At 74.0% G+C, this 25922-nt stretch carries 27 protein-coding genes; 14 read left to right on the top strand and 13 right to left on the bottom strand.

Going from position 1 to position 25922, the window contains the following annotated elements; genetic code table 11:
- Positions 1–232: 232 nt before the first annotated feature.
- Both ACFYOS_RS34665 and ACFYOS_RS34660 read left to right on the top strand, forming a co-directional pair.
- Complete coding sequence (locus ACFYOS_RS34665) at positions 233–1204, top strand: pirin family protein (RefSeq protein ID WP_387150992.1); 972 nt, start codon at positions 233–235, stop codon at positions 1202–1204.
- 31 nt (positions 1205–1235) lie between these two features.
- The gene (locus ACFYOS_RS34660; RefSeq protein WP_387150990.1) at positions 1236–1898 is read left to right on the top strand and encodes a hypothetical protein; all 663 of its coding nucleotides are present in this window, start codon (positions 1236–1238) and stop codon (positions 1896–1898) included.
- A gap of 213 nt (positions 1899–2111) precedes the next feature.
- Here the strand turns inward: ACFYOS_RS34660 and ACFYOS_RS34655 are convergent, their stop codons facing one another.
- Both ACFYOS_RS34655 and ACFYOS_RS34650 read right to left on the bottom strand, forming a co-directional pair.
- Complete coding sequence (locus ACFYOS_RS34655) at positions 2112–2765, bottom strand: DUF1345 domain-containing protein (RefSeq protein ID WP_387150988.1); 654 nt, start codon at positions 2763–2765, stop codon at positions 2112–2114.
- A gap of 8 nt (positions 2766–2773) precedes the next feature.
- A complete protein-coding gene (locus tag ACFYOS_RS34650) occupies positions 2774–3046 on the bottom strand; it encodes a DUF2795 domain-containing protein (RefSeq protein ID WP_387150986.1) in 273 nt (90 codons plus the stop codon).
- 158 nt (positions 3047–3204) lie between these two features.
- On the opposite strand from ACFYOS_RS34650, the gene ACFYOS_RS34645 reads away from it, so the two are divergent.
- A complete protein-coding gene (locus ACFYOS_RS34645) occupies positions 3205–3612 on the top strand; it encodes a DUF2267 domain-containing protein (protein WP_387150983.1) in 408 nt (135 codons plus the stop codon).
- Between the two features lie 57 nt (positions 3613–3669).
- Here the strand turns inward: ACFYOS_RS34645 and ACFYOS_RS34640 are convergent, their stop codons facing one another.
- Positions 3670–4818 (bottom strand): CaiB/BaiF CoA transferase family protein, encoded by a 1149-nt coding sequence (locus ACFYOS_RS34640; protein WP_387150980.1) that lies wholly within the window; start codon positions 4816–4818, stop codon positions 3670–3672.
- Between the two features lie 261 nt (positions 4819–5079).
- Between ACFYOS_RS34640 and ACFYOS_RS34635 the strand changes: the two genes are divergently transcribed.
- From ACFYOS_RS34635 to ACFYOS_RS34620, 4 genes are all read left to right on the top strand, one after another.
- A complete protein-coding gene (locus ACFYOS_RS34635; RefSeq protein WP_387150978.1) occupies positions 5080–6099 on the top strand; it encodes a TerC/Alx family metal homeostasis membrane protein in 1020 nt (339 codons plus the stop codon).
- A 103-nt stretch (positions 6100–6202) separates the two neighbouring features.
- Positions 6203–6793: a sulfite oxidase-like oxidoreductase gene (locus ACFYOS_RS34630; protein WP_387150997.1), complete on the top strand. Its 591-nt coding sequence runs from the start codon at positions 6203–6205 to the stop codon at positions 6791–6793.
- Position 6794: 1 nt separating this feature from the next.
- Positions 6795–7556 (top strand): ferredoxin reductase, encoded by a 762-nt coding sequence (locus ACFYOS_RS34625; RefSeq protein ID WP_387150975.1) that lies wholly within the window; start codon positions 6795–6797, stop codon positions 7554–7556.
- Positions 7557–7572: 16 nt separating this feature from the next.
- A complete protein-coding gene (locus ACFYOS_RS34620) occupies positions 7573–7866 on the top strand; it encodes a DUF6510 family protein (protein WP_387150972.1) in 294 nt (97 codons plus the stop codon).
- Positions 7867–7887: 21 nt separating this feature from the next.
- On the opposite strand, the gene ACFYOS_RS34615 is transcribed toward ACFYOS_RS34620, so the two are convergent.
- Both ACFYOS_RS34615 and ACFYOS_RS34610 read right to left on the bottom strand, forming a co-directional pair.
- The gene (locus tag ACFYOS_RS34615) at positions 7888–9561 is read right to left on the bottom strand and encodes a glycosyltransferase (RefSeq protein WP_387150970.1); all 1674 of its coding nucleotides are present in this window, start codon (positions 9559–9561) and stop codon (positions 7888–7890) included.
- Positions 9558–11123, bottom strand: a complete 1566-nt coding sequence (locus ACFYOS_RS34610; protein WP_387150994.1) for a glycosyltransferase family 4 protein — start codon at positions 11121–11123, stop codon at positions 9558–9560. The genes ACFYOS_RS34615 and ACFYOS_RS34610 overlap by 4 nt, the downstream gene beginning before the upstream one ends.
- Before the next feature lie 368 nt (positions 11124–11491).
- Here ACFYOS_RS34610 and ACFYOS_RS34605 point away from each other — a divergent pair, with 368 nt between their 5' ends.
- Positions 11492–12025, top strand: a complete 534-nt coding sequence (locus ACFYOS_RS34605) for a GNAT family N-acetyltransferase (protein WP_387150967.1) — start codon at positions 11492–11494, stop codon at positions 12023–12025.
- Between the two features lie 42 nt (positions 12026–12067).
- Here the strand turns inward: ACFYOS_RS34605 and ACFYOS_RS34600 are convergent, their stop codons facing one another.
- The 3 genes from ACFYOS_RS34600 to ACFYOS_RS34590 all read right to left on the bottom strand — a co-directional run bounded on the left by ACFYOS_RS34600 (position 12068) and on the right by ACFYOS_RS34590 (position 14370).
- Positions 12068–12226, bottom strand: coding sequence for a hypothetical protein (locus tag ACFYOS_RS34600; RefSeq protein ID WP_387150964.1), 159 nt, complete (start codon positions 12224–12226; stop codon positions 12068–12070).
- Entirely contained in the window at positions 12223–12834 is a 612-nt protein-coding gene (rpsD, locus tag ACFYOS_RS34595) for a 30S ribosomal protein S4 (protein WP_387150961.1), read from the bottom strand. Before rpsD ends, ACFYOS_RS34600 begins: the two co-directional genes overlap by 4 nt.
- A gap of 87 nt (positions 12835–12921) precedes the next feature.
- Positions 12922–14370, bottom strand: coding sequence for a M20/M25/M40 family metallo-hydrolase (locus ACFYOS_RS34590; protein ID WP_387150958.1), 1449 nt, complete (start codon positions 14368–14370; stop codon positions 12922–12924).
- Between the two features lie 118 nt (positions 14371–14488).
- Between ACFYOS_RS34590 and ACFYOS_RS34585 the strand changes: the two genes are divergently transcribed.
- Together ACFYOS_RS34585 and ACFYOS_RS34580 are read left to right on the top strand one after the other, a co-directional pair.
- The gene (locus ACFYOS_RS34585; protein WP_387150955.1) at positions 14489–16648 is read left to right on the top strand and encodes a glycogen debranching N-terminal domain-containing protein; all 2160 of its coding nucleotides are present in this window, start codon (positions 14489–14491) and stop codon (positions 16646–16648) included.
- Positions 16649–16694: 46 nt separating this feature from the next.
- The gene (locus ACFYOS_RS34580; RefSeq protein WP_387150952.1) at positions 16695–17993 is read left to right on the top strand and encodes an NAD(P)/FAD-dependent oxidoreductase; all 1299 of its coding nucleotides are present in this window, start codon (positions 16695–16697) and stop codon (positions 17991–17993) included.
- Between the two features lie 10 nt (positions 17994–18003).
- Here ACFYOS_RS34580 and ACFYOS_RS34575 read toward each other — a convergent pair whose 3' ends face one another.
- From ACFYOS_RS34575 to ACFYOS_RS34565, 3 genes are all read right to left on the bottom strand, one after another.
- On the bottom strand, positions 18004–19128 hold the full coding sequence (locus ACFYOS_RS34575; RefSeq protein ID WP_387150949.1) for an AI-2E family transporter: 1125 nt from the start codon (positions 19126–19128) through the stop codon (positions 18004–18006).
- A 53-nt stretch (positions 19129–19181) separates the two neighbouring features.
- Positions 19182–19967 (bottom strand): spermidine synthase, encoded by a 786-nt coding sequence (locus ACFYOS_RS34570; protein WP_387150946.1) that lies wholly within the window; start codon positions 19965–19967, stop codon positions 19182–19184.
- Positions 19968–20032: 65 nt separating this feature from the next.
- Entirely contained in the window at positions 20033–21004 is a 972-nt protein-coding gene (locus ACFYOS_RS34565; RefSeq protein ID WP_387150943.1) for a DUF2267 domain-containing protein, read from the bottom strand.
- A 186-nt stretch (positions 21005–21190) separates the two neighbouring features.
- Between ACFYOS_RS34565 and ACFYOS_RS34560 the strand changes: the two genes are divergently transcribed.
- Positions 21191–21505 (top strand): hypothetical protein, encoded by a 315-nt coding sequence (locus ACFYOS_RS34560; RefSeq protein WP_387150940.1) that lies wholly within the window; start codon positions 21191–21193, stop codon positions 21503–21505.
- 69 nt (positions 21506–21574) lie between these two features.
- On the opposite strand, the gene ACFYOS_RS34555 is transcribed toward ACFYOS_RS34560, so the two are convergent.
- On the bottom strand, positions 21575–21922 hold the full coding sequence (locus tag ACFYOS_RS34555; protein ID WP_387150938.1) for an STAS domain-containing protein: 348 nt from the start codon (positions 21920–21922) through the stop codon (positions 21575–21577).
- A gap of 45 nt (positions 21923–21967) precedes the next feature.
- The gene (locus tag ACFYOS_RS34550; protein ID WP_387150935.1) at positions 21968–22369 is read right to left on the bottom strand and encodes an STAS domain-containing protein; all 402 of its coding nucleotides are present in this window, start codon (positions 22367–22369) and stop codon (positions 21968–21970) included.
- Between the two features lie 209 nt (positions 22370–22578).
- Between ACFYOS_RS34550 and ACFYOS_RS34545 the strand changes: the two genes are divergently transcribed.
- From ACFYOS_RS34545 to ACFYOS_RS34535, 3 genes are all read left to right on the top strand, one after another.
- The gene (locus tag ACFYOS_RS34545; protein WP_387150931.1) at positions 22579–24342 is read left to right on the top strand and encodes a PP2C family protein-serine/threonine phosphatase; all 1764 of its coding nucleotides are present in this window, start codon (positions 22579–22581) and stop codon (positions 24340–24342) included.
- Positions 24339–25385: a B12-binding domain-containing protein gene (locus ACFYOS_RS34540; RefSeq protein WP_387150929.1), complete on the top strand. Its 1047-nt coding sequence runs from the start codon at positions 24339–24341 to the stop codon at positions 25383–25385. Before ACFYOS_RS34545 ends, ACFYOS_RS34540 begins: the two co-directional genes overlap by 4 nt.
- A gap of 87 nt (positions 25386–25472) precedes the next feature.
- Positions 25473–25820: an STAS domain-containing protein gene (locus ACFYOS_RS34535; RefSeq protein WP_387150926.1), complete on the top strand. Its 348-nt coding sequence runs from the start codon at positions 25473–25475 to the stop codon at positions 25818–25820.
- The last annotated feature ends 102 nt before the right edge of the window (positions 25821–25922 follow it).

Here is a 25922-nt window from a genome sequence, read left to right as displayed (position 1 = left end):
AGGTGTCGGCCTACCCGGACGCCTACGCCCAGTGGGAACAGCAGGCCGCCGACCTCGTCGCCCAGCACTGGAACAACTGACCCACACGCAAGACACAAGCCGCTGGCCGGCACCCCAAGACAGGGGTGCCGGCCAGCGGCCTTTTGCGTACCCTCGCTCCCAGCCCACAACAGCAACCACCCGACGGGTGAACACGGTGATCGTCGAGGAGCGCTGAGCGTACAGTCGGGAAGTGGACCGTACCGAATCCCTGCCCGCGCAGACCCTGCCGTCCGGCGCCGCCCCCGCGGAGCAGGCCAGCGTGCTGCTGCCCGGCCACGACGTGCCGCTCGGCCGCTACACCACGGTACGGCGGTTGTTGCCCCAGCGGCAGCGGCGGCTGGTCGGGGCCTGGTGCTTCGTCGACCACTTCGGACCGGACGACGTCGCCGAGCGGCCCGGCATGGAGGTGCCGCCGCACCCGCACACCGGCTTGCAGACGGTCACCTGGCTGCTCGACGGAGAAATCCTGCACCGGGACAGTCTGGGCAACATCCAGCCGATCCGGCCGGGGCAGCTCAACGTGATGACCTCCGGTAACGGCATCGCCCACTCGGAACGGTCGCCGGCGGTGCACCCGCCGTTGATGCACGGGGTGCAGTTGTGGGTGGCGCTGCCGGACCCGGCCCGGGCCGGGGCGGCGGACTTCGCCCACCATGCCGAGTTGCCCCAGTGGCGCGACGGCGACCTGGACGTCACCCTGCTGGTCGGCGAGGTCGGCGGCGAGCGTTCCCCGGCCGTGGTGCACACCCCGCTGGTCGGCGCGCAGCTCGAGGTCCGCGGCCCGGCGCCGGCCACGCTGCCGCTGCGCCGTGACTTTGAGTACGGCCTGCTGGCGATGTCCGGCTCCGCCGAGGTGGGTGACATGTCGCTGGAACCCGGCGCGCTGCTCTACCTGGGGACCGGCCGGGGCAGCCTCGCTGTGCGGGCGGCACCGGGCAGCCGCCTGCTGCTGCTCGGCGGCACGCCGTTCGAGGAGCCGCTGGTGATGTGGTGGAACTTCGTCGGCCGCTCGCACGAGGAGATCGCCGCGGCCCGGGAGGACTGGATGGCGGGCCGACGGTTCGGCGTCGTCGCCGACGACCCGGCGCCCCCGCTTCCGGCCCCGGCGCTGCCCACCACGCGGCTGAAGGCGCGCGACCGGCGTGGCGGCGTCCTGGGCTGAATGTCCCGCCCGGGCATGGGTAGACGCGGGCATGCCGACCACTGCGATTTCCAGCATCGAGGAGAAGAAGCGACTGGTCCGCCGGCTCGCCGGGGACCGCGGCTTCGCCGAATGGTACGGGTTCCGGGTCCTCAACAATCCGTCCCAGCTGTTCCAGGTGCTCTACCTGTCCGTTCTGCTGGCCCGCCGGGGTGACTTCCGCAAGGCGGTCGACACCGCGCTGGCGTTGCGGGATGCCGGCTGGGACAGTGCGGCCCGGATGGCCCGCTCACTGCACGAGGACCGGGTGCGGGTGCTGCGCGCGGCGGGTCAGCGCGGCGACGTGGACGGGCTTGCGGACACGCTGGGTGACCTCGCGCGGATCACCGTGAACCGGTACCGGGGCGACCTGCGCCGGCTCCGGACGGGGGCGCACCAGGATCCGGCCCGGGAGCGGCGGATGCTCACCGCCCTGCCCGGTGTGGACGACGAGGTGGCCGACCTGTTCCTGCGGGAGGCGCAGGCGGTGTGGCGCGAGGTGGCGCCGGTGGCGGATCGGCGGGCGCTCGTCGCGGCGCGCCGGTTGGGCCTGGGCAGGTCCGCAGAGGACCTGGCCGGCCTGGCCGGTAGTGGCGAGTCGGAGCGGCTGGCCTGGCTGGTGGGGGCACTGGCCCGGGTGGACCTGGAGAAGCGGTACGCGGAACTGACGGCCTGAGCGGACGTGCGGCGGGCCACAATTTCGCGAAAGTCACCCGTTCGGCTGATACCTCGTCGTATGATGATCGTGGCAGCGATGCCCGCCCGGTTCGGGCGAAACATCCACCGCTTGGCGGTCGCGACCCGGTTCGGGCGCGGACCGGCAGGAGCAGGTGCTGCGTGGCGCCCCAGGTCGCGGTTCGCGATCCGGGGCGCCCGCCTGTTTCGGGGGTCACCGCGCGAGGCTGGCGAGCAGGTTCACCGTCGCGGCGATGATGAACGCGCCGAACAGGTACGACAGCAGGGCGTGCCGCAGCGCGGTCCGCCGCATCTCCGGGCTGCACAGGTCCGTGTCGGAGACCTGGAAGGTGGTGCCCACGGTGAAGCCGAGGTACGCGAAGTCGACGAAGCAGGGCGGCTCGGGCTGGTGGAAGTTGATGCCGCCCGGTTCGCCGCTGTAGTACAGCCGGGCGTACCGGGTGGTGAAGACCGTGTGCACCACGAACCAGGAGAGCACGACGCTGAGCACGCCCAGCCCGCCGTACAGGTCGCGGGGCAGCCCGGGGCCGACGGCGTGCGCGCTGGTGAGCAGCACGCCGACCGCGAGCAGGCTGGCCAGGCAGGCCACCAGCAGCAGGATGTCCCGCATCGCGCGGTTGGGGTCCTCGAGCTGGGCCATCCGGGCGGTCCGCGCGGCGTCCAACCGCGACAGCCGGCCCCACTGAAGGACCAGCCAGCTCAGCGCGGCGGCGTCCCAGCCCACCAGCGGCCCGAGCGTCGGCGACACCAGCCCCGCGAGTCCACCGCAGACGACACCGACCAGCCCCATCACGGCGAGCTGGACGGCGGCCGGGATGTGCCCGACGTGGGTGGTCCGGCGCGGCACCGACGGCGTCAGATGCCGCGCAGGTGCTGCGAGACCCGCTGGTGACGCTTGTCCCGGGCCTGGGCCGCGCGCTGCGACGCGTCGATCTCGGGCGCGGCGTCGATGCCGGCCGACCGGGCCACCTGGTTGCCGTCGGCGTAGTCCACCGCGGGCAGCGCCCGCAGCGCCTGCAACACCTCCGGCGGTGCGCCCTCCTGCTCGGCCTCGCGGATGACGTCGTCCTTCCCGGCCGGGTAGTCCAGCGCCGACAGGTAATCAAGGACATCCGTGTAACTCGCCATGGGTGGGCTCCTCGCGCCTGTAGTTGCGGTCACGACCGGGCGGCGGTTACCCGCCGAGGCGCCGCTCACGCGCGGGACCGGCGGAAAATACGGCCACCGTTTCCAGAACCTCGTGGCGGGTAGGCGGCCGGTTGGGCGCACCGAAAGGGGTACCACCCATGCACTACCTCACCTTCGTGGACCGGGTCGCCCGGCGTACCGGGACGTCCGACGAGCGGGCGGCCCAGCTCACCCGGGCCACGCTGGAGACGCTGACCGAGCGGTTGACCGGCGGCGAGGTGCTGGACCTCGCCACGCAGCTGCCGAAGCCCCTGTGGGGGGTGCTCAAGCCGCACCCCCGAACCGAGGCGGCCGACCGTTTCGGGGCGGCCGAGTTCGTGGCCCGGGTGGCCCGGCGGGCCGGCTGCGACGAGAACGCTGCCCGGGACGCGGTGCGGGCCGTGTTCACCACGCTGCGCGAGGCGATCAGTGGCGGGGAGTTCCAGGACGTGGTGGTGCAGCTGCCGCGCGACTACCGGGACATGGTGGAGCCAGCGCTGGCGCCGGCCACCGCGCGCCGCGCCTGAGCCGCCCGCCCGATCGGCTTGCGGCGCCGCCGCCACGACCCGCCCGCGGGCGGCGGGTCAGGCGACCGTGCCGGCGGCGCGCAGGGCGGCGATCCGCTCGGCGTCGAAGCCGGCCTCCGCGAGCAGCTCGTCGGTGTGCTGCCCGGGCTGCGGGGGCGGCCGGCGGACCGAGGTCGGGGTGGCGGAGAAGCGCGGCGCGGGGGCGGGCTGGGCGAGCCCGTCGTGCTCGACGAAGACGCCCCGGGCCGCCAGGTGCGGGTGTTCGGGGGCCTCCGCCCAGTCCAGTACCGGGGCCACGCAGGCGTCGGAGCCGGCCAGCAGGTCCGCCCACTCGTCCCGGGTGCGGGTCCGGAACAGCCGGGCCCACGCCGCGCGCAGCGCCGGCCAGTTCGCCGGGTCGGTGCGGTCCGGCGCCTCGTCGCCGTCGAGCGGGAAACCGGTGAGCCGGACCAGTTCGTCGTAGAACTGCGGCTCCAGCGCGCCCACGGCCAGGTGCCGGCCGTCGGCGCACTCGTACGTGTCGTAGAAGGGCGCGCCGCCGTCGAGCAGGTTCACCCCGCGCGGGTCCTGCCACATGCCGAACCGGCGCAGTGCGTGGATCTGGGTGGCCAGCACCGACACGCCGTCCACGATGGCCGCGTCGACGACCTGGCCGGGGGCGCCGCCGCGGACCGCGTGCAGGGCGGCGACAACGCCGAGGGCCAGCATCATCCCGCCGCCGCCGAAGTCGCCGAGCAGGTTCATCGGCGGCACCGGGCGTTCGCCGGCCCGGCCGATGCCGTGCAGCGCACCGGTCAGCGCCAGGTAGTCGATGTCGTGGCCGGCCGTCCGGGCGAGGGGTCCGTCCTGCCCCCAGCCGGTCATCCGGCCGTACACCAGGCGCGGGTTGACCGCGTGGCAGTCGTCTGGGCCGAGGCCGAGCCGCTCGGTGACCCCGGGCCGGAAGCCCTCGAGCAGCGCGTCCGCGCCGGCGACCAGGGCCAGCACCACCTCGCGCCCCTCGGCGGTCTTGAGGTCGACGGCGAGCGAGCGGCGGTTGCGGTTCAGCAGGTCGCCGGGAATGCTGCCGAACCCGCCCGGTGCGGTGCGATCGACCCGGACCACGTCCGCGCCGAGGTCGGCCAGCATCATCGCGGCGAACGGGCCGGGTCCGATGCCGGCCAGCTCGATCACCCGTACGCCGGCGAGCGGCCCGTCGTTGGTCATCGCGTCACCATAGGGCCGCGGCGCGGCGGGCACCACGGTCCGATGGGCATCCAGCTGTTGACCAGGGCAATCAGTTGAGCTGCGGCGTCGCGCCGGGGTTGGCGGCCGGGATGAGGTTGCCCTAGCCTGGTGTTCGCGAGGGGAGTACTTCCCACGAACCATTCCGGTCAGTACGGCGTGCCCCGGGCGTGCCTCGGATGGTTGCCCACGGAGCGTGGGTGAAGGAGACCTCGAACATGACACGGTGTTCGAGGAGGCTCCATGACCGAATTGTCGTACCTGTCCGCTGGTCCGCTGTCATCGGTCGGCACCCCCACCCTCTGGGCGGTGACCATCGCCGGTGTGCTGGCCCTGCTGGTGCTGGACTTCCTGGTCACCCGAAGGCCCCACGAGGTGTCGATCAAGGAGGCACTCGGCTGGTCGGCGTTCTACGTCGCCCTGCCACTGGCCTTCGGTGCCTGGGTCTGGTCCCGGTACGGGTCGGAGCTGGGCGTCCAGTACCTCACCGGTTACCTCGTCGAGAAGTCGCTCTCGGTCGACAACCTCTTCGTCTTCATGCTGCTGCTGGCCGCGTTCGCGGTGCCCGCCGTGCTCGCCCAGCGGGTGCTGCTCTACGGCATCGCCGGCGCGCTGGTGCTGCGCGCCGTGTTCATCGCCCTCGGCGCCGCCGCCCTGCAGACCCTCGACTTCGCCTTCCTGCTCTTCGCGGTCATCCTCATCGCCACCGCGGTCAAGCTGCTCCGGGACGCCCTCTCCGGGCACGAGCAGGAGGTCGACATCAACACGATGCGGTCGGTCAAGCTGCTCCGCAAGGTCATGCCGGTGGTCGACGAGTACCAGGGCCCGAAGTTGACCGTTCGGCAGGACGGCCGCCGCGCGCTCACCCCGCTCGCCCTGGTGGTGGTGGCGGTGCTCGCCACCGACGTGGTCTTCGCCGTCGACTCGGTGCCCGCCGTCTACGGCATCACCGAGGACCCGTACCTGGTCTTCGCCACCAACGCGTTCGCCCTGCTCGGTCTGCGCGCGCTCTACTTCGTGCTGCACGCCGCGCTGAGCCGCCTGGTGCACCTCAGCTACGGCCTGGCCATCATCCTGGCGTTCATCGGCGTCAAGCTGGGGCTGCACTGGGCGCACGGCATCTGGGCCGGGGTGCCGCAGATCCCGACGCTCGCCTCGCTGGGCGTCATCATCGGCGTCCTGGTGGTCGTCACCCTGACCAGCCTGCGCGCCACCCGCAACCGGCAGCCGGGCAGCGCAGACGTCGTCGCCGAGCGGCAGTGAGCCACCCCGACCTGGCCGCCGCGGTGGTCACCCACCCCGGCGAGACTCGGCCGAACCTTTCGTCCCGACCCACCCCGGGTGGTACGACTGACCGGTGGGAATCGTGTCGCCGGGCTTTCAGGGCCGGCCCCGTTCGGCCGAACCGGCCCTGCCGCCGGGGCAGTACCTCACCCAGGACTTCCCGGTGCTCTCCGCCGGGCCGACGCCGAAGGTGCCGCTGGACACCTGGGAGTTCGTCCTCACCGCCGAGGGCGGCGCCGAGTTCCGCTGGTCCTGGGACGAGTTGATGGGCCTGCCGCAGGAGACACCGACCGTCGACATCCACTGCGTCACCCGCTGGTCCAAGCTCGGCACCAGCTGGCAGGGCGTCTCGCTGGACACCCTGCTCGACGGCGTCGACACCGCCGCCCGCTACGCGCTGGTCCACTCCTACGGCGGGTACACCACCAACCTGCCCCTCGACGACCTGCGCGGCGGCCGGGCCTGGGTGGCGCACACGTACGACGCGGGCCCGCTGCCCGCCGCGCACGGCGGTCCGGCGCGGCTGCTCGTCCCGCACCTCTACTTCTGGAAGTCGGCGAAGTGGGTACGCGGAATCCGGCTGCTCGTCGACGACCAGCCCGGCTTCTGGGAGACCGCCGGCTACCACGACTACGGCGATCCGTGGCGCGAGCAGCGCTACCAGGGCGACTGAGGTGGGCGCGCCCACCACCGCCGGCCGGGTGACCGCGCCGCTGACCTGGCGGGTGGCCCGCCTCGCCGAGCGGCGGGTCGAGACCCCGACCGCGCAGACGCTGGTCCTGGACGTGCCCGGCTGGCCGGGGCACCTGCCCGGGCAGCACGTCGACGTCCGGCTCACCGCCGCCGACGGCTACCAGGCCGCCCGGTCGTACTCGCTGGCGGCGCCCGCCGCAGGGGACCGGATCGAGCTGAGCGTGCAGCGGGTCCCGGACGGGGAGGTGTCGCCGTACCTCACCGACGTGTGGGCGCAGGGCGACCCGGTGGAGGTGCGCGGGCCGGTCGGCGGCTGGTTCGTCTGGCGTACCGAGGAGACCGCGCCGGTGCTGCTGGTGGCCGGCGGCTCCGGGGTGGTGCCGCTGATGGCGATGGTGCGGGCCCGCCGCGCCGCCGGCAGCCGTACGCCGTTCCGGCTTATCTACTCGGTCCGCAGCCCCGACGACGTCTTCTACGCCGACGAGCTGCGCCGCCGGGCCCGCGACGACCAGGGCCTCGACGTGGCGTTCGTGTACACCCGGCAGGCGCCGGAAGGCTGGCGCGGCGAACCGCACCGGATCGGCCTGGCCGACGTGAACACCCACGGCTGGCCGCCCGACCTGGAACCCCACTGCTACGTCTGCGGCCCGACCGGCTTCGTCGAGACGGTGGCGGACCTGCTGGTGGGGCTGGGTCATCCGACCCGACGGGTGAAGACCGAACGCTTCGGACCCACCGGGTGACGAGCAAGGAGGACGCATGACCGACATGTCCTACCTGGACGGCAACATGCTCGACGGGCCACTGCGCGAGATCTTCGCGGTGGACCTCAGCGCCGCCACCGGACGGTGCGCGTCCTGCGGCACCGCCAGCCCGATGGCCGGGCTGCACGTCTTCTCGCACGCCCCCGGCCTGGTCGGCCGCTGCCCGGCCTGCACCGCGGTGATGCTGCGCCTGGTCCGTGCGCCCGACCGCGCCTGGCTGGACCTGCGCGGCGCGACCTTCCTCGAGGTGCCGATGCCCTTCGACCAGCCATTTCCCCGCCCACTCTGACAGCCGGGGTGGAGCGGGTGGTCAGGAAGCGCTGGTGAGCTGACCGAACTGGGCCGGGGTCGGTTCGGCGTGGTTGGCCGGGGTGGCAACCGGCGCGGGGGAGCCGGCCGGCCGGGTCTCCGGCACCGGGGTGGGGACCGGGCGGGAGGTCGCCGGACCGGAACGCCGCAGGCGGCGGCGCAGCCGGCTGACCAGCTGGCCCACGGTCACCGGTACCACCGACAGGACGAGCTGGCCGCTGCGCGGGTCCACGGTGGCCGCCACGCCGTACAGCCGGGTGCCGTGCCGCAGCAGCCGGGGGCGGCCGGTGGCCAGGCGCGGCGCGCGGACCGGCGCGCTGCCCCGGCCGTGCGTGCCGGTCACCTCGGCCCGCACCGGGTGGCGCTGGCCGGTGTGCGCGCTGCCGGCGAGGAGCCGGTCGACCGGGAAGTCGGTGCGCACGGTTCGGCCAGTCGAATCGGTGGCGTCCAGCAGCGTGGTGCCGGTGACCTGCCCGGCCACCAGCCGCACCGGCCCGGCCTCGGCGGCGAAGCGGGGATACGGGCTGCGCGTGGTCACCGCCAGGGTGTGCCCGCCCTCCCAGCTCACCTCGACGGTGTCCAGCTTGGCCAGCCAGTCGGCGCGTACTGCGGTGACGTCGGCCCAGCCGGCGGCGCCCGCGCCCGGGTAGCCGGCGTGCCAGCGGTCGCCCTCCACCACGGTCGCCGGGACGCCCCGTTCGGCGTCCTGGTCGATGACGGCGAGCAGCTCGTCGACCCCTCCGGCGGTGACCGCGCCGAGCCGCAGCCGGGCCTCGATGTCCAGCCGGTCCCGCAGCCCGTCGGTGACGTACCGCTCGACCAGCCGGCGGACCACCGCGTGCACCCGTTCCTGTTCGGCGCGGGCCAGCCGGCGGAAGTCGTCGCCGACCAGGTTGGCCAGCTCCAGCCCGACGTGGCGGCGCAGCACCGCGTCCCGGCGCGGCCCGGCCGGGATCAGCTCGGCCACGAACGCGAACAACCGCTCCACGCTGACCAGCCGCTTCTCCACCCGGCTGTGGTACGTGATGTTGCGGGCGTCGAGCCGGCGTACCGCGTGGTAGTAGTCGTAGTCGGCGAGCACGGAGATCCGGCGGGCGTGGTAGCAGGCGGCCAGGGTGAACGGCTGGTCGCTGAGGACCGGCATGTCCTCCGGGAAGCGCAGCCCGTGCCGGTCGACCAGCTCGCGGCGGAACAGCTTGGTGTTCGCCAGCGACCAGGGCAGGGCGGAGTCGTACAGGTCCACGTCGACGGCGTTGCCACCGCCGAACACGTCGGAGAAGACGTGCCGGCCATTGACCCCGACGACCTTGCCGAGCACCACGTCCGAGCCGTACCGGTCGGCGGCGGCGACCAGCCGTTCGAGAGCCTCCGGGCCCAGGTGGTCGTCGGAGCCGAGGAAGAAGACGTACCGGCCGGTGGCCAGCTCCAGGCCCTGGTTGCAGGGAGCGGCCGGGCCGCCGGAGTTGGCCCGGTGGCGCACCTTCACGGTGCCCGGGTGGCGGGCGGCGAGCCGGTCCAGCAGCCGGCCGCTGCCGTCGGTGGAGCCGTCGTCCACCGCCACGACCTCCATCCGCTCGTGGCCGATGGTCTGCCGCAGCAGCGAGTCCAGGCAGCGCCGCAGGTACGGCAGGGTGTTGTAGACCGGGACGATGACGCTGACGTCGGGGGCGGTCATCGGAGCGCTCCTCGTGGGGTCGGCGGGTCGGGCGCGACGGTGTCGGGGGCGACTGGCGGCGCCGCGTCGGGCAGCAGGCGGCGGTACACCGTGTCCAGCGCCTCGGCCTGGGCCTGCCAGGTCCAGCCGGCGAGCAGGCCCGGCCGGTCGTACGCGGCGCGGTACCGGGCGGGGTCGGCCAGCACGGCGGTCACCGCCCGCACGAAGTCGTCGACCTCGCCGGCCCGGAACACCTCGCCCTGGCCGGTCTCCCGGACGGTGGCGGCCATGGTCCGCACGTCGCTGACCACCACCGGCAGCCGGGCGTGCGCGTACTCGAAGAACTTGGTGATCAGCGCGATCTCGTGGTTGGGCCAGAGGTGGATCGGGATCACGCCGACGTCGGCGCCGGACAGGAACGGCACCACCTGCCAGTGCGGCACGTACGGCAGCACGTGCAGCCGGTCGGCGACGCCGAGGCGGGCGGCCCGGTCGGCGAGCCGCTCGACATAGCGCAGCGCTGGGTTGACCACCAGCGCGACGTGCACGCCGGGCAGCCGGGGCAGGGCCTCGACCAGCGTGTCCAGGCCGCGCTGCGGGGCCGCCGCACCGCTGTACACCAGCAGTGGCTCGTCCGGGCCGACACCGCACTCGACGCGGAGGTCCGGCGGAGGCGTGGCGTCGGCCGGGCGATGCTCCACGGCCGGGGCGTTGAGCAGCACGGCTGGGGTCGCGGGCAGCCGGTGCTCCCGGCGCAGCAGGGCGGCCAGATCCGCCGAGACGGTGAGCACCGCGTCGGCGTACGGGGCGTACTCCCGCTCGTGCGCCCGGTGTGCGGGCAGCCAGCGAGCGTGGTCACGCCACGGCTTGATCCCGGGCAGGAACTCGTGGGCGTCCCAGACCAGCGCGACCGGCCGACCCTCGGCGGCGGCGCGGACCTTGGCGCGGGCGCCGACGCCGAGCATCCGGAAGTCATGGGCGTGGATCAGGTCGGGGCGCAGCCGGTCGACCTCGGGGCCGTAGGCGAGCTCGTAGTCCCACAGCCCTGGCTCCAGCCGCCGCCACGCCCGGTCACCCCGGACGAGTTGCCAGAAGAGCGTGTACGCCCGGTCCCAGGGGCTGCGGAACTTCCGGCCGTACCGGACCCGGTTCATCATCTTGGTCCGCAGCCAGACCCAGCGCCCGAGCAGCCGGGCGGCCAGGCCATGCAGCCGCAGCGCCTGGCGGGCCCGCCGCAGCGCGGCTCCGCCCAGCTCGCCGCTGGCGGCCCGCCGCTCGAGCAGCGCGGACCGGAAGGTCAGGTCGGCCTGCCAGGCACGGACCCACTGGGCGCGCTGCTCGGCGATGCCACCCGGCCGGTACGCGAGCGGCCAGCGCAGCCAGGCACGGCGGAACTCGTGCCGGCGGCGGTCCAGCGGGTTCGGCACCGGCAGCAGCCGGACCTCGGCCGCGCCGAGCCGCCAGCTCCGGCCCACCTCCTCCGGCGAGCGCCCGAGCAGGGTCACGTCCCAGCCGGCCTCGGCGGCGGACCGGGCGATCTTCTGTACCCGGGAGTCGCCCTCGACCTTGTTGTCGACGAGCATGACGATCCGGCCACGGCGGGGCGTCGTCGTCGCGTCGTCGTTCACTGCTGGTCCTCCGCTGGTCGGCCGGCCTCTCCGGCGCGACCCCACGCTGCTGGAGTCATCCGTCGAGGCAGCGACGTCGACGTGACGGAGAGGTGACCGAGAGGCGGCGGTTGAGTTGTGAGCCAGGACACACGGGACGCCGGTGGGGAGACCGGGCGGCCTCCCCACCGGCGGCCGGCGACCGGCGGTCAGCCGTCCGCGTCGGCCAGTCGCCGCCGGTCCGGCACGACCCGCTGCCGCAGCGATACCGCGGTGAGGGACGTCGATCGCACGCGCGACCCCGGTTGGCCACCGGCCGGGCCGGTGGCCGAGAGTGAGGCACTGTGAGATACCTGCGTACCGACGGCCGGGTCGGCATCCGGCGCCCCCGCCCGGCCGACGAGGCCAAGTTCATCGCCGCCGCCCGGCGCACCCGGGACTTGCACCACCCGTGGCTCGCCGCCCCGGACGACCCGGAGAACTACGCCGCGTACCTGCGCAAGATCCGGCGGCGGGACAGCCCTGGGTTCCTCTTCTGCGACCAGGCCAGCGGGGAGATCGCCGGCTACGCGAACATCAGCGGCATCGTCATGGGCGCGCTGCGCGGCGGCTACCTCGGCTACGCCGCCTTCCTGCCGTACGCCGGCACCGGACACGCCTCGGCCGGCGTCCGCCTGGTCATCGCGCACGCGTTCACCGCCCTCGGACTGCACCGGTTGGAGGCGAACATCCAGCCCGGCAACGAGCCGTCGAAGCGGCTGGCCGAGCGGCTCGGCTTCCGGCTGGAGGGCTTCTCCGCGGACTATCTGTTCATCGACGGCGCGTGGCGGGACCACGAGCGGTGGGCGATCACCGCGCCGGAGCCCGGGCAGGCGTGAGGGGCGGCCGCCCACGGCGGCCGCCCCCCTCGGGCATCGACCTCAGCGTCCCGGCCCCCGGGCCTGCGGGCGCTGTCCGGTCAGCCGTTGCAACTTCGCCTCCTTGTGGTCGACGCGCCGGCGCTGCCGGGGCGTGAGCCGCGGGCTGCCCCGCTGTTGGTTGTAGTTGGACATGCGTCGATCGGTCGGCAGGATGCTCACAGCGGCTTCCCTCCTATCGACTGGACGGCAAGTGGGACGTCTCGCAGTGCCGGCACCTCCTGTCGCTGCGGCTCTCGGGTCAGCGTCGCGGTGCCGCGGTCCGGCCGCACCTCCAGGTACGGCGGGGCGTCGCCCTCGGCATGACCGGCCACCGCGACCGCCACCGGGGCGCGGCACTGCCGGTCCGGCCGGATCTGGATGGTCTGCCCCGGCCGGATCAGGTACGAGGACCGGTTGACCTTGCCGCCGTCGACGGTGAACGTGTTATGGGCGACCAGGTCACGGGCCTCGTTGATGGAGCGGGCGAAGCCGGCGCGGTGTACCAGCGCGTCCATCCGCTGCTCCAGTTGGCCGGCCAGGTTCTCCGCCGAGTCGCCGGGTTGGCTGACGGCCGCCACCAGAGCCCGGGCCAACTGCCGGTCCCGCAGCTCGTAGCGGGCGCGCACCTGGTGCCGTGCGCTGTCGTCCAACCAGGGACCGCCGGGGGCCGGCCGCGGCCCGCCGCGTACGCCCACCGGATGCCGTTGCCGCCGCATCCGGTAGCCGTACGCGGGGTGGATCGGGAACACGTCGTCGGGCGCGGGACGTACGGTGGTCCGGACCGCCATGTCATTTCCTCCCTCGGCTCTCGCGGTCCCACCACCCTCCGTCCCGACCGGGTGAGGCGACCCCACCCGGTCGGGATGAGCCGGCGGTCAGCTGCCGGGTCTCGGGAAGGCCACCGGGCTGCGGTGCCCGTCCCGGTCCACCGCGCGTACGCCGAAGAAGACGTTGTCCTTGGACAGGTCGATGGTCACCTCGGTGACGTCCCCGACCGGGAGCACCTTCTGCCACTCGGCGGCGGTGGTCTCCCGCCACACCACCTCGTAGCCGGCGAGGTCCGGCTCGCTCCCGCGCTGCCAGCGCAGGGTGGTGTCGTTGGTCAGGTTGGTGGTGACGATGGTGACGCCCTTGGGCGTGCCGGGCGCCTGGGCCAGCGACCAGAGCGTCGCCCCGTTCACCCGGGCCACCCGGGTGATGTAGTCGAAGTCGCAGAACTCCGGCAGGTCGCCGTACTGGACCCCGTCGACCACCCGGACGTTCTGGTGCTGGTGGGCGAAGTCCTCGTTCGGCTCGGTGAACCGCCCGGCCGGCCAGCCCTCCCGCAGGAACGAGATGTGGTCGCTGCCGCGCAGGTAACGGTCCCGCCGGTAGATCACCCGCACCCGCATCTGGGTCGCCCCGTTCTCGGCGACGTCGCTGACGAAGCGGGCGAGCTGCCGGGACGGGGAGTCGTTCTCGCCGCCGACCGACTGCCGAGTGCTCGCCTCGGCCGGGGTCTCGGCGGTGGGCACGCCCTCGGCGAAGAGCCGGACGCTGCGCGGGTCCCGGGTGCCGTCGTCGGCGGTGCTGCTGCCGATGATGTCGTTGCTGAACATGCCCTGCACGTCAACGCCGGCCGCCTTGAGCTGTTTCGCCAGGTACGTCGAGCCGTACAGGTTCTGCTCCTCGCCGGCGACGGCGGCGAACACGATGGTGGCCTCGGTGGGCCGGGTCGCCAGCACCCGGGCCAGCTCCATGACCACTGCCACGCCGGAGGCGTCGTCGTCGGCGCCCGGTGCGTCGCTCACCGCGTCCATCACGTCGGTGCAGCGGGAGTCGTAGTGGCCGGTGATCACGTAGACCCGGTTCGGCGTGGCGTCGCCGCGCAGGGTGGCCACCACGTTGGTGATCGTGGTGGGGGTGGGGATCCGGGAGGCGGGCGGCTGGACGTACGACTGGAGCTCCACCGTCATCCGGCCGCCGGAGGCGGCGGCGTACCCGGACAGTTGCTGGTGGATCCAGTCCCGGGCGGCGCCGATGCCCCGGACCGGGTCGTCCTGGCTGGACAGGGTGTGTCGGGTGCCGAACGCGGCCAGCCGGCGCACGGTGGCCTCGATCCGGTCCCGGTCGACCTCGCGCAGCAGCGCGTACAGCTCGGGGTCGGGCGGCTGTGGCGTGACCGGGTGGCCGGGGCCGGGCGGCGCGACGGCCTCCTCGGCGGCGGCCGGCGTGGCGGCGAGCGGTGCGGCGATCGTGGCGGCGGTGGCCGCGGCGGAGGCGGTCAGGAAGGTGCGCCGGGTCGACCTCGTGGGCGGGTTGCCGGCGGTCTCATGGGTACCCATCCGGGCATCCTCGCTCCTGTCGAGGGGGTTTGTCGATATAGGCAGGGGTGGATGATGGTGCGCGGTTCACCCGGATCGGGCGAGGGCGAGGCGGCCAGGCCGCCCTAGCCTCGGCGGTATGGAGCAGGTCCGAGCCACTCCGGCCAATCCCACACCGGACAAGCCGCAGGACCCCAGCCGCCCCGGGGCCCAGGCGCGCGCCCTTCCGCCCGAACTGGGCCCGGACGCGATCGCCGTGGTCAGCGGCGCCACCTTCATGTACTCGGACCCGGTCGGCGACGTGCCCGCCGGCACCATCGGCGGCCTGGTCCACCGGGACACCCGCCTGCTCAACGACTGGGTGCTCACCCTCGACGGCCAGCGCCTGCTCGACCTGCGCTCGAGCGTGGTCGACCATTACTCGGCGCAGTTCTACCTGACCAACCCCGCGCTGCCCCACCTGCCGGTGAACAGCCTCGGCATCCGCCGGCTGCGCTACCTGGGCGGCGAAGGGTTGCACGAGCGAGTCGAGATCGTCTCCTACGCCCCGGAACCAGTCCGGTTCGAGTTGCGCCTCGAGGTGGGCACCGACTTCGCCGACATCCTCGAGGTCAAGACGCACGTGCGCGACCGGTCGCAGCGGATCCAACGGCGCCACGCGCCGGACGGCTCGATGTTGCTGTTCCACTACGAGCAGGACGGCTTCACCGCGGACACCTCGGTCCGGTCGACCCGCCCGCCGCAACGGCTGGAGGGCGATCATCTCGTCTGGGAGGTCGAACTCGGTCCCCGGAACTCCTGGCGGGTGGACCTCCACGTGCCGGTGCCGCCCGGCATCGGGGTGACCGAGGCGATCCGGGGTGACATCGCCGACATCTTCCACCATCGGGTGGAGGATCCGGCCGCCCGGTGGCTCGCCGGCGCGGCGCAGCTGACCAGCGACCACCCGGTGCTGGCGCGGGCAGTCGCGCAGACCCGGTCGGACATGTCCGCGCTGCGGTTGGAGATGACGCTGGGGGAGGAGCGGATCAGCCTGCCGGCCGCCGGCATGCCCTGGTTCCTCACCCTCTTCGGGCGGGACACCCTGATCACCGCGTACGAGGCGCTCACCTTCGGACCCCGGCTGGCCCGAGGAACCCTGCTCGCGCTCGCCCACCGACAGGGCCGGCGGTGCGAGGACTTCACCGACGAGGAGCCCGGCAAGATCCTGCACGAGGTCCGCTTCGGCGAGCTGACCCGGCAGGGACGGATGCCGTACAACCCCTACTACGGGACCGCCGACGCCACCCAGCTCTGGCTCATCCTGCTGTCCGAGTACTGGCGCTGGACCCGCGACGACGACCTGGTCCGGTCGCTACGGGACAACGCGCTGGCGGCGTTGAACTGGATCGACCGGTACGGCGACCGGGACGGCGACGGCTACGTGGAGTACGGCACCCGCTCCCCGGAAGGGCTGGGCAACCAGTGCTGGCGGGACTCCTGGGACGGGGTGCGCTTCTCCGACGGCCGGCTGCCGGTGCTGCCGATCGCCACCTGCGAGATCCAGGGCTACACGTACGACGCGAAGCTGCGCCTGGCCCAACTCGCCGACGGCCCGCTGGCCGACCCGGCCCTCGCGGACCGGCTGCGCACCGACGCGTACCGGCTGCGCGAGGCGTTCAATCGCGACTTCTGGCTCGAGGGGCGGGGCGGCTACTACGCCGTGGGCCTCGATGGCGACAAGAACCGGATCGATTCCATGACGTCCAACCTGGGGCACCTGCTGTGGAGCGGCATCGTCCCGCCGGAACGCGCCGCCGCGCTCGCCCGGCAACTGCTCTCCGAGGACATGTTCAGCGGGTGGGGGATCCGGACGCTGTCCCGGGACGACGGGCCCTACAACCCGGTCGGCTACCACCTCGGCACGGTCTGGCCGCACGACACCTCGATCAGTGTGCTGGGCCTGGCCCGCTACGGCTTCCGGGACGAGGCCAACCGGGTGGCCGTCGCCCTGCTGGCCGCCGCCGGCGAGTTCGGCGACCGGCTGCCGGAGGCGATGGCTGGCTACGAGCGCGAGCGAACCCTCTTCGCCGTCCCGTACCCGACCGCGTGCAGCCCGCAGGCCTGGGCGTCCGGAGCCCCGCTGAACCTGCTTCGGGCCATGCTGGGGCTCCAGCCGGTCGACGGCCGGCTGGTCCTCGATCCGGCGGTGCCGGCCGAGGTCGGCCGGGTCCAGATCAGCGGCGTCCGCGCGTTCGGCCACCACTGGGACATCGAGGCCATCGGCTCGGAGGGGTACGTCCGGCTCGGCACGGAGTGAGCGATCCGCACGTTTGTCGGGCGTGCCGGCGGGAACGGCAGCGGGCATGACGAAACCTCGTGTGGTGATCGTGGGGGCCGGGTTCGCCGGATACCACGCGGCGAAGACGTTGAGCCGGCTGGCCAGCAGGCGGGCCGAGATCGTCCTGCTGAACACGACCGACTACTTCCTCTACCTGCCGCTGCTGCCCGAGGTCGCCGCCGGGGTGGTCGAACCGACCCGGATCGCCGTGCCGCTCACCGGCAGCCTCGACGGCGTCCGGGTGGTGATCGGCGAGGCGGACCAGGTCGACCTGCAGAACCGCTGGGTCGGCTACCGCTCCATGGAAGGGGACCACGGCCAGCTCGCGTACGACCGGCTGGTGCTCTCCGTCGGCAGCGTCAACAAGCTGTTGCCCATCCCCGGCGTCACCGAGTACGCGCACGGCTTCCGCGGGCTGCCGGAGGCGCTCTACCTGCACGACCACGTGGTCCGTCAGATGGAACTGGCCGAGCTGACCGATGACCCCGCCGAGCAGCGCGCGCGCACCACCTTTGTGGTGGTGGGCGCCGGCTACACCGGCACGGAGGTCGCCGCGCACGGCCAGCTCTTCACCGACCGGCTGCTGGCCCAGCGGCCGCACCTGAAGGTCCGCCCCCGCTGGATGCTGCTCGACGTGGCCCCGCGCGTGTTGCCCGAGCTGGACCAGCGGATGTCGATCACCGCCGACCGGGTGCTGCGCCGGCGCGGGGTGGACGTACGGGTGGGCACCTCGGTCTCCGAGGCCACCCCGGACGGGGTCATGCTCACCGACGGCGAGTACGTCCCGACGTGCAGCCTGGTCTGGTGCGTCGGGGTGCGCCCCGACCCGTTCGTGGCCGAGTTGGGGCTGCGGACCGAGCGGGGACGCCTGGTGGTCGACGAGTACCTCAACGTCCCCGGCCACCCCGAGGTGTTCGCCTGCGGCGACGCGGCGGCCGTCCCCAACCTGGCGCGCCCCGGCGAGATCTGCGCGATGACCGCCCAGCACGCCCAGCGGCAGGGCAAGCTCGCCGCGCACAACATCGCCGCCTCGTACGGGCAGGGCGTCCGGAAGGCGTACAAGCACCACGACCTGGGCTGGGTGGTGGACCTGGGTGGCAAGGACGCGGCGGCCAACCCGCTGAAGGTGTCGCTGTCCGGCCTGCCGGCGAAGGCCGTCACCCGCGGCTACCACCTGCTCGCCATGCCCGGGAACCGGGCCCGGGTGGGCGCCGACTGGGTGCTCGACGCGACGCTGCCCCGGCCCGCGGTGCAACTCGGGCTGGTGCCGGCGAACGCCGTACCGCTGGAGAGCGAGTCGCCCGAGGTGGTCCGCCGCCCTTGACCCCGCTCGGTCAGCCGCCGGCCGGCGGCGGGTTCCCGGCGGCCCGGCCGCCGGCCGGCTCGTGGCGCGACCCGGCTGGCTCCGCGCGCGTCGGCACGGGCACGGCCCGTCGGCCGCGGGGGGTGAACTCCCGCAGCAGGATCTGCGCGATGCCGGCCGCCGGGATGGCCAGCAGCGCACCCAGCAGTCCGGCCAGCTCGGCGGCGAGCAACCCGCTGACCAGCACGGTCAGCGGGTTCAACCGGACCGCACGGGACAGCACGACCGGTGCCAGCAGATGGTTCTCGACCTGCTGGTAGATCACGAAGGACACCAGCACGATGACGCCGGTGGTGGGGGAGTGCAGGAAGCCCGCCCCGGCCGCGACGATCGCGCCGAGGGTCGCTCCGACCAGCGGGATCAGGTCCGCGATGGCGACCAGCAGGGCGATCACCGCCGCGAACGGCACGCCGAGGAGGAAGAGCAGCAGGTACGTCAGCCCGCCCAGGATCAGGCTGATCAGGAGGTTGCCGCTGAGGTAGCCGGTGATCGCGCGGGAGGAGTCCCGGCCGATGCGGCGCAGCCGCTGGGCCACCCGGTCGCCGGCCAGGGCCAGCGTGCCGGCGATGATCTTCGGAGCCTCCAACACCATGAGGTACGCCAGCACCACGACGGTGACCAGCCCGGCGACGGTCTCCAGCACCCCGCGGAGCACCCCGAGGGCCGGTTGGCTGAGCCGGGCGCCGTAGCGCGGGAGCTGCTCGGCGTTGACGTACCGCTGGAGGTGGAACCGCTCCACCAGGTGCCCGACGCGTCCCCGGCCGGCCTGGGCCTCGCGCAGCAGTTCGGGCGCCCGCTCGGCGAACCGGGCGACCTCGTTCACCAACGGCACCACGATCACCGCGCCCAGCGCGGAGAACAGCACGAACGCCACGGCGAAGACCAGCAGGGTGGCCAGCGCCCGGCGTCGCACGAACCGGCGTTCCACCTGATCGACCAGGGGTTTCAGGGCGACCGCGAAGAACGCCGCCACGATCACCAGGACCAGCACCCGCCGGGTCGCCCACACCAGCCCGAGCGCCACCACGGTGGCCAACACCAGACCGATGACGATCAGCGCCCGCCGGGCGGTCGACCGGTCGTCGGCGTGGCTCATCCGGCGCGGCTACCCGGGCGGGAGGGAAGGAAACGTCGCCGTGCGGGCAGCGCTCAACGCTCGGCGAGGTCGGCGTCGGTCGCCGGGCGGGTGCCGGCGACGAACGCGTCGAGGGTCGCCCCGTGCAGCACGCCGCCGGGCACCGGGTCACCCGCGGCGCGGGCGACCAGCCGGCGTACCGGCAGCCGGTCGGGGTGATGGGCGGCGGCGAGGACCAGGTTGCCGTACCGCCGGCCGCGCAGCATCCGCCGGTCGGCGACCAGGCAGACGTCGGCGAAGACGGCGCGCAGCGTGGCCACCTGGGTACGGGAGAAGACCAGCGGCGGCAGGTCGGTGACGTTGACCAGGTAGATGCCGTCCGGGCGGAGCACCCGGGCCACCTCGGCGACGAACTCGACGCTGGTCACGTGGCGGGGCATCCGGGCCGCCCGGTAGACGTCGGCGAGCACCAGGTCGTACGCGTCGGCCGCCGCGGTGGTCACCGCGTCCCGGGCGTCGCCGACCGTCACGACGACCTCGGGCGGCAGCGGGGGCAGTTCGCGGCCGACCAGCTCGACCACGGCCGGATCCCGCTCCACGACCCGCTGCGGGGAGCGGGGGCGGGTGGCGGCCAGCCACCGGGGCAGGGTAAGCGCCCCGCCGCCCAGGTGCAGGGCGGTCAGCGGCCGGCCGCGCGGGGCGGCCAGGTCGATCACCGCGGCCATCCGCCGGACGTACTCGAAGTGCAGGTGACGGGGGTCGGCGACGTCGACGTAGGACTGTTCGACCCCGGCGGCGAGCAGGGTGCGCCCGGTCGGCCGGGCCCGGTCCACGACGATCTCCAGGTCCGTGCCACTCACGGCGGCCAACGCTACCCGGACCGCGGCGGGCCGGCGGGCGGGGTGCCCGCCGGACCCGGGGCGGCTCAGCCGAAGTTCATTCCGGCGCCCACCTCGTCGATCGCGTCGTCGACCCGCCCGGCGAGATCCACGTCCAGCGCGGTCACCCCGTCGACCTGCTGGGTGCGCACGGTGATCACCGCGCTGTCCGCTTCCGGCCGGCCGATCAGCGGGCCGCGCCCGACCTCGAGCTTGAGCAGGTCGAGGCGGTCGAGCACCCGGTCCAGGTTCCCGGCCGGCAGCTCGATGGTGCGCACGAGGGACTGCCGGTCGCTGGACCAGTAGGCCAGCCGGGCGAGCGCGTCGCGCAGCTCCGCCTCGTTCAGCGGTGCGGTGGCGGACGTCGGGCCCACCAGGCCACCGCCGGGCTCCGGCGGTGCGAGCAGGTCCCGCAAGCCGTCCGGTACGCGCAGCGACTCGACCAGCTCGCCGTCGGCGTCGGCCAACGCGGCGAGCGTCGCCTCGGCCTGGTACCGCGCCTGCTCCGGCGTGAGGCGGCTGCGCCGGCCCACCTCGGCCAGGAAGCCGGGCAGGTCCCGGCGGCGCTCGATGCCGTCCACCGGCACCACGTCGTGCAGCTTCACCGGCACCGCCTCCAGCAGCCGTTCGCGCTCGGCCTCGTCGAGCGCCCAGGCCAGCGCGAGCACGGTCGCCTCCGCCGCCACCTTGGCGGTGCCGAAGTCGACCCCGGCCCGCCGGCTGACGTTGTCCACGAGATCGCGGTAGCCCAGCGTGGCCACCCGGCCGCGACTCCCGCCGGGCATCGGCCGCGGGCGTTCCGGCACGCCGGCCGGCGGCGGCGCGGGACCGCCGCGCATGGTGTCCGGCTTGTGCCGGCCGGCCGGCGACGGGCCGGACCGTTCGCGCTGGTCCAGCGAGGCGACCTGCTTGGACGCGCTCAGGCTGGCGCCGGTCTGGCTCGGCCGCCGACCGCGCTCCCGAGCCTCCCGGGCCAGGGTCCGGCGGCGCTGGTTGTCGCCCTCCATCTGCTTGCGCATCGTCGCACCTCGTTCCTCGTCGGGTTGCGCCTTGCGCCGGTCGCCTTCCCGGCGCTCCTGGGAAGGAAACGGCGCCGGCGGGGCCGACGAGCTTCATTCGCTGGGGGTGAGGGGCGATCACCCGGCGGCGCTCCACCATCGGAGTGGACCGGGAGACTTCCGATGCACGCGGAAGGGAAGGTCGCCATGAAGAGGATCGTCGAGATCGTCCCCGCCCGACCCGGCTGGTACGCGCGGTGGCAGGTCGACCCCGAGACCACCCGCTCCTACCAGGTGACGCTGTGGGCCCTGGTGGAGGAGTCCGACGGCACCGGCCGTGAGGTCGTCGGTGTCGACTGCGTGGGGCAGTGGCCCGGAGCGGACGACAACGAGGCGGGTGGGGAGTTCGTCCGCTATCTCTTCCAGATGCCCGATTCCGGCTCGCCGGAGGACGCCGAGCCATCCACGGTGGGGGAGCTGCGGGACTACGGCCCGCGCCTGCAGCCCGTGCCCGCCGCCTGAGCCACCCTCCCCGGCCCCCGGCCCCTGGTCCCAGGGTCGGGGGCCACCCCTTGCACGGCGGGTGGCGGGTCAGCCGACCTCGCGGCTGCCGTCGGTCGCGGCGCGCGGCGGCGCCGCCAGCAGCTCATCCAGCCCGGTGCGGGCGAGCAACTGCTGGACCTGCGGGTTCATGGCGGCGAGCTGGATCGCGCCGGTGCCCGCGCGGTGGATCACCACCAGCGCGCTCAGCCCGGAGGAGTCGCAGAGGGCCACGCCACCGAAGTCGAGCAGCAGCTCCTGGTAGCCGTCCAGGCGCAGCTCGGCGGCGGCGGCGATGAGGTCCGGCGCGGTGTCGAAGTCGAGCTCGCCGGTCAGCCGCAGCCGGGCGCGCCCGGCGTCGAGCCGGTCCACCTCGATGGTCAACAGCTGGGGGGGCACTGGTCCATGTTCCCAGGCTTTCGTGATCGGGAAACCCCGGGGTGGTCAGGCGGACGCCGACCCACCGGGCGACCGCCCCGCGGACAGCTCCGACCGGCCGCTGGGCGGCCGTTCCAGTAGACCGGTGACACCGGTCATGTCCAGGATCGTCTGCAGGAAGCGCGGGGTCTCCCGCAGCTCGATCGCGGTGTCGCCCCGCTGCCCCTCACGCCAGGCGTGCACGATCACCGACAGGCCGGTGCTGTCGATGAACAGCAGGTCGGCGAAGTCCAGCACGAGCGTCTCGGGGCCCTCGGCCAGCAGCCGTTCGACCTCGGTACGCAGCGGCCCGGCGGTGGTGAAGGCGAGGTCGCCGCCGACCATGATGGCCGGGGCCGCGGGGTCGGACCGGTCGACGGAGATGCTCAGCGGCGGCGCCTCGGGCGTTCTCCGTTGGGATACCACCATCACGCCCTTCCGCCGCCTGCCGGTCGGGCAGGGTCGTTCGGATCGTAACAACCCCGGAGGCGCCCCGCTCGGCGCCGCCGCCGCGGCGAGGGGCCGCAGGCCGTCGGGGTGGCAGTCGCGGCATACCGGCGTAGGGTGGCCGAAGAGATCTGACCATACGGGCCATTTCCGGTGGACCGCGGGTATCGACAAGGAGTGGGGCTCAGCTGGTGACTTCTGCCGACGTCAGGGATGCTGACCCGGGCGACGGACGGATCTCCACGCCGAGTACCGCACGGGCTCCGGCGTGGTCAGCCGGCGCTCCCGCGGCATCCGCCCTGCCGCCCCTCGCCCCGGACCGCGGCCTCACCACCCCCGACTGGTCGGAGGTGGTGGAGCACTTCCGCGAGGGTCTGGTCGTCTGTGACGCCGGCGGCTTGGTCCATCACGTCAGCCCGGTCGCGGAGCGACTGATTCCCGAAGTGGTGCCCGGCGAGGTGCTCGCCGCCGCCGGCGTGGACGCGCTCACGGGCGCCGAGCCGGCCGAGTTCACCCACCACGGCCGCCGGCTCCGGGTGCGTCAGATGCCGCTGTCCAAGGCGCGTCGCTGCTGGTATGTCGAGGACGTCACGGAGAGCGTGAGCCGGGCCGACGCGCTGCTCGCCGAGCGGGCCCGGTCGGCGTTCCTCGCCGTGGCCGGCGAGAAGCTCGGCAACCCGTTGCACCCCGACCGGGCCGCCGCCGCGGTGGTCCGGCTCGCCGTGCCGGCCGCGGCGGACGTCGCCGTGCTGGTGCTGGCCCCCCGTTCCGGGCGGGCCCGCTGGTGGCGGGCCGCCCGCGCGGACGACGAGGCGCCGGTCGTGGACAGCGGCGTGCTCGCCGCCACGGCCCTGCCCGCGGCGATCGAGGAGGGGCTCGCCGGCGCCGAGCCGCACGCCCTGGACTGGCTGGTCGAGCAGGCCGTCGAGGCGGGCTGGCTGCCCGGGCTGGCGGCCGCCGAGGCGACCGCGCGGGTGGTGCCGCTGCCGGGCCGGGACGCCCCGGCCGGCGTGCTGCTGGTCGCCCGGCGCTCCTCCCGCTGGTACGACGAGGCCGACGTCGACCTGCTCCGCGCCTTCGCGGCGCGGGCCGGTGCGGCGCTGGCCACCGCGATCCTCTACCGCGACCAGGCGGAGGTCGCCGACACCCTCCAGGCCAGCCTGCTGCCCGTCGAGCCGGCGGCCGCCGCCGGCGTGCAGTGGGGCACGGCGTACCGGCCGGCGCAGGCGGGGCTGCGGATCGGCGGCGACTTCTACGGGTCGCACCGGCTCGGCGACGGCGGTTCGGTCTTCTTCCTCGGCGACGTGTCCGGCAAGGGCGTCGAGGCGGCCGTCTTCACCGGCCAGCTCCGCCAGTGCCTGCACGCGCTGCACCGGGTCGAGTCGCAGCCCGGGCGGCTGTTGAAGCTGCTCAACGACGCGCTGCTGGAGACCACCCAGGCGCACGGGCAGGGGCGGTTCGCCACCATGGTGCTCGGTGTGGTGCGCCCGCACGGGGACGGCAGCCTCACCCTGACCATGGCCGGCGGCGGACACCTTCCGCCGCTGGTGCTGCGCGTCTCCGGCGAGGTCGAGGAGGTGCCGCTGAGCGGCATGCTGATCGGCGTGGTGCCGGATCCCCGGATCGGCGAGGTCACCGTACGGCTTGAGGCCGGCGAGACCTGCCTGCTCTACAGCGACGGGGTGACCGAGGCGCGGGGCGGGCGGCGCGGCGACGAGCAGTTCGGTGCCGAGCGCCTGCTGAACGCGGTCACCGGCTGTCACCGGATGCCGGCGCCCGCCCTGGCCGAGCGAATCGAGCAGGTGACCTCGGACTGGCTGGCCCACGGTGACCACGACGACATCGCGGTGCTCGCGCTGCGGGCGACCGGTGCGGCGACCAGGCCGGCCCGGCACCTGCACGCGGTGCCCGGCCCGGCCCGTGTCGACCAGGAGACGAGAGGAGCCCGCGCGTGACCGCGACGACCATGGAGGCCGAGGCAGCCGCCTACCCGGGCTATCTCAAGTCCCTGGAGGAGGCCGACGAGTACGCCGCCGTCGAGGTGGCCATCGGGCTGCTCGAGGCCGGGATGCCGGCCGAGCGGGTGCTGCTGGACCTGGTCGCCGCGGCGCAGGCCGAGGTGGGGGAGCGGTGGGCACGCAACGAGTGGAGCGTGGCCCAGGAGCATGCGGCCACCCACATCAGCGAGCGGGTGGTGGCCGCCGTCGCCGCGTACGCCAATCCGCGCCCGACCCGGGGGCGGATCGTGGTGGCGTGCATGGACGGCGAGTGGCACGCGCTGCCGGCCCGGTTGGTGGCCGAGGTGCTGCGGCTGCGCGGCTGGCAGGTCACCTTCCTCGGGGCCAGCGTCCCCGCCGCCCATCTGGTGTCCTACCTGCACCGGTACGACGCGCACGCGGTCGCCCTGGCGTGCGCGCTGCCGATGCGCCTGCCGTACGCGCACCGGATGATCGAGGCGTGCCGCCGCTCCGACGTGCCGGTGGTGGTCGGCGGGCGCGGCTTCGGCGACGACGGCCGGTGGGCCCGGCTGCTCGGGGTGGCCTGGGCGCCGGCTGCGCCGGCCGCGGCGGACCTCGTCGCCGACGAGCGGGCGCTGCGCGCCGTGCCGCCCGCCCGGCTGGACCACCTGGCCGACGACGAGTACGCCAGCCTGGTCAAGCGGCGCGGCGAGCTGATCGACAGCGCGCTCGCCGACCTGCGCGAGCGGGTCCCGGCCGTGCTCGACTACACCCCGGCGCAACTCGACTCGACCGTCAGCGACCTCGGGTACATCGTGGACTTCCTGGCCGCCGCGCTCTACGTCGACGACGAGACGCTGTTCACCGAGTTCACGGAGTGGCTGGTGGCCATCCTCGTCAGCAGGCACGTGCCGGCGAGCGCGGTCGAGCTCACCCTCGACCACTATGGACAGCAGCTGCGCGACTTCCCCCGGGCGGCGCGCTTCCTGGACCGGGCCCGGGCTCTGGTCAGCGGGTCGGCGGCGAAGCCGAACAACTGACCGCCCGGTTCGGGCCGGAAGCGGGAATCCGCGTATACTTGCCGAACTGCAAGCGTCCCGCTTGCGGTGGGAGCGAGAGGGGCCACGGTGACGTTCACCGTCACGTTCGCCCAGCGGGACGGGGGCGACGCGTGCCTCCGGCTCGCCGGCGAGCTCGACATGAGCACCGCTCCGCAGCTCAACGACGCCATCGACCGGCTCGTCGCCGAGGGCCGGCGACACCTGCTGCTGGACCTGAGCGAGCTGACCTTCTGCGACTCGACCGGCATCGCGGCCTTCGTCCGGGGCGACAACCGGGTCGCCACCGACGGCGGCTGGCTTCGGGTCATCGGGGCGACCGGTCGGGTCGCCCGCGTACTCGAGGTGACCGGGCTCGCCGACCTCCTCTGGCACGAGGCGGACTCGCCCGACCCGGCCTCGTCCCCCGGCCCCTGATCGGCTAGTGCGGTGTCCAGTAACGTTCGGCGGGTTGTCGGGCGTGCGAATGTGTCGTACCGGTGGTGTTGGGTGTTGTTTGTGCCTCGTCGTCGCGATCCG

The sequence above is a fragment of the Micromonospora sp. NPDC005806 genome, assembly GCF_042871425.1.
Lineage (GTDB): Bacteria > Actinomycetota > Actinomycetes > Mycobacteriales > Micromonosporaceae > Micromonospora.
This window is presented reverse-complemented; position numbering and strand designations above follow the sequence as displayed.

What these genes read in the sequence shown, in the direction of transcription:
- ACFYOS_RS34660 (WP_387150990.1), top strand. Translation starts at nt 1,236, where the DNA reads ATGCCGACCACTGCGATTTCCAGCATCGAGGAGAAGAAGCGACTGGTC.
- ACFYOS_RS34650 (WP_387150986.1), bottom strand. Translation starts at nt 3,046, where the DNA reads ATGGCGAGTTACACGGATGTCCTTGATTACCTGTCGGCGCTGGACTAC.
- ACFYOS_RS34645 (WP_387150983.1), top strand. Translation starts at nt 3,205, where the DNA reads ATGCACTACCTCACCTTCGTGGACCGGGTCGCCCGGCGTACCGGGACG.
- ACFYOS_RS34640 (WP_387150980.1), bottom strand. Translation starts at nt 4,818, where the DNA reads ATGACCAACGACGGGCCGCTCGCCGGCGTACGGGTGATCGAGCTGGCC.
- ACFYOS_RS34635 (WP_387150978.1), top strand. Translation starts at nt 5,080, where the DNA reads ATGACCGAATTGTCGTACCTGTCCGCTGGTCCGCTGTCATCGGTCGGC.
- ACFYOS_RS34620 (WP_387150972.1), top strand. Translation starts at nt 7,573, where the DNA reads ATGACCGACATGTCCTACCTGGACGGCAACATGCTCGACGGGCCACTG.
- ACFYOS_RS34615 (WP_387150970.1), bottom strand. Translation starts at nt 9,561, where the DNA reads ATGACCGCCCCCGACGTCAGCGTCATCGTCCCGGTCTACAACACCCTG.
- ACFYOS_RS34610 (WP_387150994.1), bottom strand. Translation starts at nt 11,123, where the DNA reads ATGCTCGTCGACAACAAGGTCGAGGGCGACTCCCGGGTACAGAAGATC.
- rpsD (WP_387150961.1), bottom strand. Translation starts at nt 12,834, where the DNA reads ATGGCGGTCCGGACCACCGTACGTCCCGCGCCCGACGACGTGTTCCCG.
- ACFYOS_RS34590 (WP_387150958.1), bottom strand. Translation starts at nt 14,370, where the DNA reads ATGGGTACCCATGAGACCGCCGGCAACCCGCCCACGAGGTCGACCCGG.
- ACFYOS_RS34585 (WP_387150955.1), top strand. Translation starts at nt 14,489, where the DNA reads ATGGAGCAGGTCCGAGCCACTCCGGCCAATCCCACACCGGACAAGCCG.
- ACFYOS_RS34580 (WP_387150952.1), top strand. Translation starts at nt 16,695, where the DNA reads ATGACGAAACCTCGTGTGGTGATCGTGGGGGCCGGGTTCGCCGGATAC.
- ACFYOS_RS34575 (WP_387150949.1), bottom strand. Translation starts at nt 19,128, where the DNA reads ATGAGCCACGCCGACGACCGGTCGACCGCCCGGCGGGCGCTGATCGTC.
- ACFYOS_RS34565 (WP_387150943.1), bottom strand. Translation starts at nt 21,004, where the DNA reads ATGCGCAAGCAGATGGAGGGCGACAACCAGCGCCGCCGGACCCTGGCC.
- ACFYOS_RS34560 (WP_387150940.1), top strand. Translation starts at nt 21,191, where the DNA reads ATGAAGAGGATCGTCGAGATCGTCCCCGCCCGACCCGGCTGGTACGCG.
- ACFYOS_RS34550 (WP_387150935.1), bottom strand. Translation starts at nt 22,369, where the DNA reads ATGGTGGTATCCCAACGGAGAACGCCCGAGGCGCCGCCGCTGAGCATC.